Genomic DNA, 6,420 nt, shown 5'->3' on the forward strand with positions numbered 1-6,420 from the left:
GCGCGCCTGGCATAGCCGGCGCCTGGCCTTCGCCCTGATCGCCGAACCGGTCGAGCCGGAAGTCGACGAGCAGCGCCTGCTCTATCGCGAGGCCTATGCCGAGCTGTTCATCGACCTGCTCGAAGAAGGCAGGCGCAGCGGCGAGTTTCAGGTGGACCAGGTGGGCCTGGCCGCCGCCTGTCTGGTCGGTGCCATCGCCGAAGCCCTGGTCGGACCGCTCTCGCCACCGGCGCGTGCGGCCCGTGCTGCAGGTCATCCCAGTCTGGAACTGGCTCAGGTCAGCGCCAGCCTCGTCACCTTCTGCCTGCGCGCCGTGGGCGCCAAGGAGTCAACCCGATGAAACCCAGTCTGCACGCCGAAACCCATGAGGTCTTCAACCAGGTGCCCAGCCTCGACGGCGCCAACCTCTACCGTCTCGATCTGCCGCTGCAGGAGTGGGTCCGCCGCTACGATGGCGCCTGGGCGGAAGAACGTCTGAGCGCCTATGGCGCGCTGGCCGGCGGCGCGCTGATGCAGGCGGGCTTTCTCGCCAACGAGAACAAGCCGGTGTTCAAGAGCCATGACCGCTACGGCAACCGCATCGACCTGGTGGAATTCCACCCGGCCTATCACGAACTGATGCGCACGGCCATCGAGCACGGCCTGCCGTCGCTGCCCTGGACCGACCCGCGCGCCGGTGCCCATGTCGCCCGCGCCGGGCTTTCCTATCTGCACAGCCAGGCCGAATCCGCCAGCGGCTGCCCGCTGACCATGACCTTCGCCGCCGTGCCGGCCATTCGCCTGCAGCCGAATGTGGCCGAGCAGTGGCTGCCGAAGATCCTTGCCACCGAGTACGACCCGCGCAACCTGCCGATGGAGCAGAAGGCCGGCGTCACCATCGGCATGGCCATGACCGAGAAACAGGGCGGCACCGACGTGCGCGCCAATACCACCCGTGCCTATCCCATCGGCCTTGGCGGGCCGGGGCAGGGCTACGAGCTGGTCGGTCACAAGTGGTTCTGCTCGGCGCCGATGTGCGATGCCTTTCTCACCCTGGCCTATACCGACAAGGGTTTGAGCTGCTTCCTGCTACCGCGCCATCGCCCGGATGGCACGCGCAACCAGTTCTACATCCAGCGCCTGAAGAACAAGCTGGGCAACTGGGCCAACGCCTCTAGCGAAGTGGAATACCGCGGCGCCTTCGCCTGGATGCTCGGCGAGGAAGGGCGCGGCGTGCCCACCATCATCGAGATGGTGGCTATGACCCGCTTCGACTGCATGGTCGGCTCCAGCAGCCTGATGCGCCAGGCGCTGACCCAGGCCGCGCATCACTGCGCGCATCGCCAGGTGGGTGGCAAGATTCTCGCCGACCAGCCGCTGATGCAGAACGTGCTGGCCGATCTGGCCCTGGAGAGCGAGGCCGCCCTGGCGCTGTGCATGCGCATGGGCCGCGCGCTCGATCATCTGCATGACGAGCAGGAAGACAAGTTCGCCCGCCTGGTCACTGCGGTGGGCAAGTACTGGATCTGCAAGCGCGCCCCGGAAATGGTCTACGAGGCCAGCGAATGCATGGGCGGCGCCGGCTACGTCGAGGAAACCATCATGCCGCGTCTGTATCGCGAGGCGCCGGTCAACTCGATCTGGGAAGGCTCGGGCAACGTGCAGTGCCTGGACGTGCTGCGCGCCCTGTCCAAGGAGCCGGGCGTACTCGATGCACTGTTCAATGAGCTCGGTGACGGCCATGGCGATGCACGGCTGAAGGCGCATATCCAGCGACTGAAAACCGACTTCAGCGACACCGCCGACATCCAGTACCGCGCCCGCCAGCTGACCGAGGACATGGCCGTGGCGCTGCAGGCCAAGCTGTTGCTGGAGGCCGGCAACAGCGTGGTCAGCGACGCCTTTATCGCCAGCCGCCTGGAAGGCCGCGGCCGCGTCTACGGCACCCTGCCGCGCGGCGTCGACGTCGAGGCGCTGGTGGCGCGCAGCACGCCGCATCTGCTGTAAGGGGCGATAGTCCCGGAACGAAGCGCCGGCTATTCAGCCGGCGCATAACGCGGGTCAGTAGTCACTCTCCAGCACTTCACGGTCGTAGAGCGCCTGGATCGGGCGTGCGTTCATCGCATACAGGTGCTGGAACTGCTCCAGCTGTGCATGGGACAGTTCGACCGGCTGCTTCAGCACGCGCCATTGCACGTTCTCGCTGCACGGCGGGGTGGTCAGCGAGCCGGCGAAGGCGTAGTAGCCCTGCTGCTGCGGCAGCACGGCCTGCGGGGTGAAGCTGCCGGCCAGCTCGACTTTCTCGCCTGCCTTGGGCGGCATGGTGTCGAACACCTGACCCAGCGCCTGGTTCTGCGCGCCTTCCTTGAACAGCACCGCTACCACCGCCAGGCGGCCGTCGCTGGCCTGGTGGACGAAGTGCGCCACCATCGGGAACGCCTGCCCGGCAATGTGCTCCTCGCTGGGCGTATGGAAATGGAATTGCACTAGGCGGTAGGGCTTGCCGTCGATCTCGATGCCGCCGGCATTGGCCAGGTTTACCTGAATGGTGTGGCCGTTGTTTACCACCTCGGCCGGGCTGACCTGGTAGTCGAAGGCGAGGCGCGGCAGGGAGGCTCGGGTGGCATTGCGGATATCGATGGGCGACTGGGCGTGGCCGATCGCGCAGGTTTCGTAGCCTGGGTCCAGCTGGGCCCAGTGTTCGGGGCCTTCGTTGCCGTTGTAGCTCCAGTGCGGTTGCTGTTCGGCGGCCATGGCGCCGGTTGCGAACAGGGCGGTCAACGCAACGATCAGGGTCTTCTTCATATGCGCTCTCGTGACTGGATGATGGGCCTGCAGGCTCGCGTGGGCAGAGGCCGGCGCGAGTGCAGAAATACTACGCTTGCTTTGTAATATGAAGTTACATATACGCCTGGCGGTGTGACGCTTTCCGCATCTGTGCCGCATCGGCCGTGTTCGGGACAGCGTTCGTTCAGCCAGCGCGGCGCAGCTGCCGGAAAGTGGCCTGCGGCCTGCACGTGGCTCGGTCGCCCACCTGACCCGTGCGGCGGCGAGTGCGGATGCTGTCTTTTGCTCCGGCGGCGGAGTAAGGTTGCCGCCGATGGTTCCGCCGCCTCTGGCGCGCGGATGAAAAGGGAACAGGGTGCGGCGCCGCGTCGCCAATGCCCTGGCTGCCCCCGCAACTGTAAACGGCGTACGACGCTCCCTATGCCACTGGCCGCCAGGCCGGGAAGGCGAGCGAAGTGGCAAGCCGTGAGCCAGGAGACCTGCCATCGGCAAACGGGCGATTCGCCCATCCTTCATCCGAATCGTCGCGCGGTGGGCGCGGCCAAGGAACTCGCATGCATATCGAACCCGGTGTCGTCGAAGGCGCCAAGATCTTCCTCAGCTACGCAACCGCTGTCGGCGCCTTCGGCCTGACCGCCAAACTGGCGCGCGATGCCATCCGCGACAACGGCGGGGTGACGGCCCTGGCGCTGCGCAGCCTGCTGACCACTGCTTTGGTGTTCTGCTTCTTCGAGGTGTTGCCGCATCACCCGGTGGGTGTTTCCGAGGTGCACCTGATCCTCGGCTCGACCCTGCTGCTGCTGTTCGGCGCCGGCGCTGCCGCCATTGGTCTGGCCGCTGGCCTGTTGTTGCAGGGGGTGCTGTTCGCTCAGTTCGACCTGCCGCAGTACGGCATGAACGTCACCACCCTGCTGCTGCCGTTGTGGGGCATCAGCCTGCTGGCCAAGCGCATCGTCGCGCCGGGCACGGCCTACGTGGACCTCTCCTACAAGCAGGCGCTGGCGCTGTCGACCGCCTACCAGGGCGGTATCGTCGCCTGGGTGGCCTTCTGGGCGTTCTACGGTCAGGGCTTCGCCGGCGAGAACCTGGCGGCTGTGGCCAGTTTCGGTCTGGCCTATATGAGCGTGATCCTGGTCGAGCCGCTGATCGACCTGGGCGTGCTGGCCGCCGCCAAGGCCCTGTCGCGTTTCAGCCAGGGGCCGCTGTTCAACGTGCGTCTGCACCACAGCGCCGCCTGAGCACGCGCCGCTAACGGCGGCGCTGCCAGATCATCTTGCCGGTATTGCTCTCGGTGACCAAGTACTGGTCGCTGAAACGGTAGTAGGCGGCCGGTTGATAGTCGGCAGCGCCTGCCAGGCGCACCAGCAGCATGCCGTCCTGGCTGCGCCAGTGGCCGCTGTACTGCACCTCGCCGGGGCTGTCATAGCTCCAGTCGCTGCCGCCATCGATCGAGCGGGTCCATTGCGTGACACTGCCATCGGCGTTCAGCTGCAAGGTCATCAGGGTCGTGAACGAAGCGAAACTGGCACCGCCGCTGTTGATGATCTTCTCGTGCACCCAGGTGCCGATCAGTGCCGGGTCCTGCTTGCCCGAGGTGGCTGCCGGCGGCGTTTGCGCGGCGGGGGCTGCGGCAACGCGCTGGAACAGGGCCTGGCGCTCGAGCACCTGACCGTTGCGCGGATCGCGCGCGGCGATGCTGGTGTTGAGCATGGCATTGGCGTAGGTGGCGTTCATGTTGGCCAGCAGCAGCCCTGACTGCGGTTCGCTGATTTCGGCGCGCAGCAGCTCACCGTCATAGCGCCCCTTGACGATCAGGCGCAGGCGCTGGTTCTCCAGATATTCGCCTTCCACCACATCGCCGTTCTGGCGCAGGATCAGCTCGCTCGGCTGGCCGTCGAGCGTGGCGCGATAGTGGCCGTCCAGTTCCCCGGCCTGAGCGCAGCAGCAAAGCAGGGCAAGCAGCAGTGGAGCGATGGCACGGGGCATGGCGCGGCCCTCCGGCTGGCTGATTGCCATAAGCCTAGCTGCTGGCGCGACGACGGGCTCGCTGCCGCGCGCTATGTTTTCGTCGCCGTATGCAGGCAAGATAGGGGCGTTCACTCAGCCAGGAAGACACGCTGTGAAACCCTGTTCCGATGATTTCGTCATTGCCCATACGCCGGAAGAGGCGGTAGATCGCCTTGCCGCCCTGCATCTGCAGGCCACCAACGCCCTGAGCCGGGCGCTCAAGCGCTATCTCAAGGAGCGCATTCGCCCTGACGCCAGCGAGCATTGCCTGTTCCGCTACCCCGAGCTGCGCCTGACCTACCTGTGCCAGGGCGAGGTGCCGACCACCGTGCGCGCCTACGCCAAGGTGCAGGTGCCGGGTACCTACGCCATCACCGTGACCCAGCCGGCGGCCTTCCGCAAATACCTGCTGGAGCAGCTGCGCCCGCTGATGAACGACTTCACCCTGCGCGTCGAGGTGGGTGTCAGCCAGCAGAACATTCCCTACCCCTATGTGGTGGAGCAGGGCGACGAGCTGGCCGGCAGCGGCGTGACCGCCGCCGAGCTGGCGCGGGTGTTCCCCAGTACCGATCTGTCCGCCGCCACCGACGGCACCGCCGACGGCCTGTACGACTGGGAAAACATCGACCCGCTGCCGCTGGCGCTGTTCGACGCGGCGCGCACCGACTTCTCCCTGCGCCGCCTGGTGCACTACACCGGCAGCGACTGGCGCCACGTGCAGCCGTGGATCCTGCTGACCAACTATCACCGCTACGTCGACCAGTTCATCCGCCATGGTCTGGACATGCTGGTGGGCGACTCGCGCTTCACCCGCATGGTGCTGCCGGGCAACGTGGTGATCGAGCGCGGCATGGCCGAAGGCGAGATGCAGGCGATCATCGAGAACGTGGTCTGGCACCGCTACCAGATGCCGGCCTATCACCTGCTGGCCGCGGATGGCCATGGCATCACCCTGGTCAACATCGGCGTCGGCCCGTCCAACGCCAAGAACATCACCGACCACCTGGCCGTGCTGCGTCCGCACTGCTGGCTGATGATCGGTCACTGCGGCGGCCTGCGGCAGTCGCAGACCATCGGCGACTACGTGCTGGCCCACGCCTATATGCGCCGCGACGGCATTCTCGATCGCGTACTGCCGCCGAACATCCCGCTGCCGGCGCTGGCCGAGGTGCAGCAGGCGTTGCAGGAGGCCGCCAAGCTGGTCACCGGCGAGCAGGGCGACGAGCTGAAGAAGCGCCTGCGCACCGGCACCGTGCTGACCTACGACGACCGCAACTGGGAGCTGCGCTGGGCCCAGGAACGGCCGCTGATCAACCTGTCGCGCGCGGTGGCGGTGGACATGGAAAGCGGCACCATCGCCGCGCAGGGCTATCGCCTGCGGGTGCCCTACGGCACGCTGCTGTGCGTGTCGGACAAGCCCCTGCACAGCGAGATCAAGCTGCCCGGCGCAGCCGGCGCTTTCTACGAGCGCGCGGTGACCCAGCACCTTCATATCGGCATCGCCGCGCTGGAGCTGATGCGCAGTCAGCTCGATTCGCTGCATTCGCGCAAACTGCGCAGCTTCGACGAGCCGCCGTTCCGCTGAGTCAGGCCGCGACCGGCGCCTCGTCACGCAGCAGTTCGGCCAGCGCAGCGCGGTCGATATTG

General features: G+C 66.7%; 5 protein-coding genes, 1 pseudogene and 1 riboswitch. Of the genes and pseudogenes, 4 read left to right on the top strand and 2 right to left on the bottom strand.

Annotation, left to right across the window (positions count from 1 at the left end):
* Positions 1–340: pseudogene (locus tag N7333_RS23585) on the top strand (TetR/AcrR family transcriptional regulator); the annotation flags it as partial.
* Complete coding sequence (locus tag N7333_RS23590) at positions 337–1,986, top strand: acyl-CoA dehydrogenase family protein (RefSeq protein WP_096825566.1); 1,650 nt, start codon at positions 337–339, stop codon at positions 1,984–1,986. The pseudogene N7333_RS23585 and the gene N7333_RS23590, both read left to right, overlap by 4 nt.
* A 54-nt stretch (positions 1,987–2,040) precedes the next feature.
* Here the strand turns inward: N7333_RS23590 and N7333_RS23595 are convergent, their stop codons facing one another.
* Complete coding sequence (locus N7333_RS23595; protein WP_129482982.1) at positions 2,041–2,784, bottom strand: carbonic anhydrase; 744 nt, start codon at positions 2,782–2,784, stop codon at positions 2,041–2,043.
* Positions 2,785–3,063: 279 nt separating this feature from the next.
* A riboswitch (cobalamin riboswitch) is annotated at positions 3,064–3,268 on the top strand.
* Between the two features lie 52 nt (positions 3,269–3,320).
* Here N7333_RS23595 and N7333_RS23600 point away from each other — a divergent pair.
* Positions 3,321–4,004 carry an energy-coupling factor ABC transporter permease gene (locus N7333_RS23600; protein ID WP_003240266.1) on the top strand — a complete coding sequence of 228 codons (684 nt, stop codon included), beginning with the start codon at positions 3,321–3,323 and terminating at the stop codon, positions 4,002–4,004.
* Between the two features lie 10 nt (positions 4,005–4,014).
* On the opposite strand, the gene N7333_RS23605 is transcribed toward N7333_RS23600, so the two are convergent.
* The gene (locus N7333_RS23605; RefSeq protein WP_129482981.1) at positions 4,015–4,752 is read right to left on the bottom strand and encodes a hypothetical protein; all 738 of its coding nucleotides are present in this window, start codon (positions 4,750–4,752) and stop codon (positions 4,015–4,017) included.
* A 133-nt stretch (positions 4,753–4,885) separates the two neighbouring features.
* Between N7333_RS23605 and amn the strand changes: the two genes are divergently transcribed.
* On the top strand, positions 4,886–6,358 hold the full coding sequence (gene amn, locus N7333_RS23610) for an AMP nucleosidase (RefSeq protein WP_096825569.1): 1,473 nt from the start codon (positions 4,886–4,888) through the stop codon (positions 6,356–6,358).
* The last annotated feature ends 62 nt before the right edge of the window (positions 6,359–6,420 follow it).

Origin of the sequence: Pseudomonas sp. GD04158 (assembly GCF_029834875.1) — a bacterium.
Lineage (GTDB): Bacteria > Pseudomonadota > Gammaproteobacteria > Pseudomonadales > Pseudomonadaceae > Aquipseudomonas > Aquipseudomonas hydrolytica.

Coding starts and splice junctions, on each gene's coding strand:
- N7333_RS23605 (WP_129482981.1), bottom strand. CDS start 4,752: ATGCCCCGTGCCATCGCTCCACTGCTGCTTGCCCTGCTTTGCTGCTGC.
- N7333_RS23590 (WP_096825566.1), top strand. CDS start 337: ATGAAACCCAGTCTGCACGCCGAAACCCATGAGGTCTTCAACCAGGTG.
- N7333_RS23595 (WP_129482982.1), bottom strand. CDS start 2,784: ATGAAGAAGACCCTGATCGTTGCGTTGACCGCCCTGTTCGCAACCGGC.
- N7333_RS23600 (WP_003240266.1), top strand. CDS start 3,321: ATGCATATCGAACCCGGTGTCGTCGAAGGCGCCAAGATCTTCCTCAGC.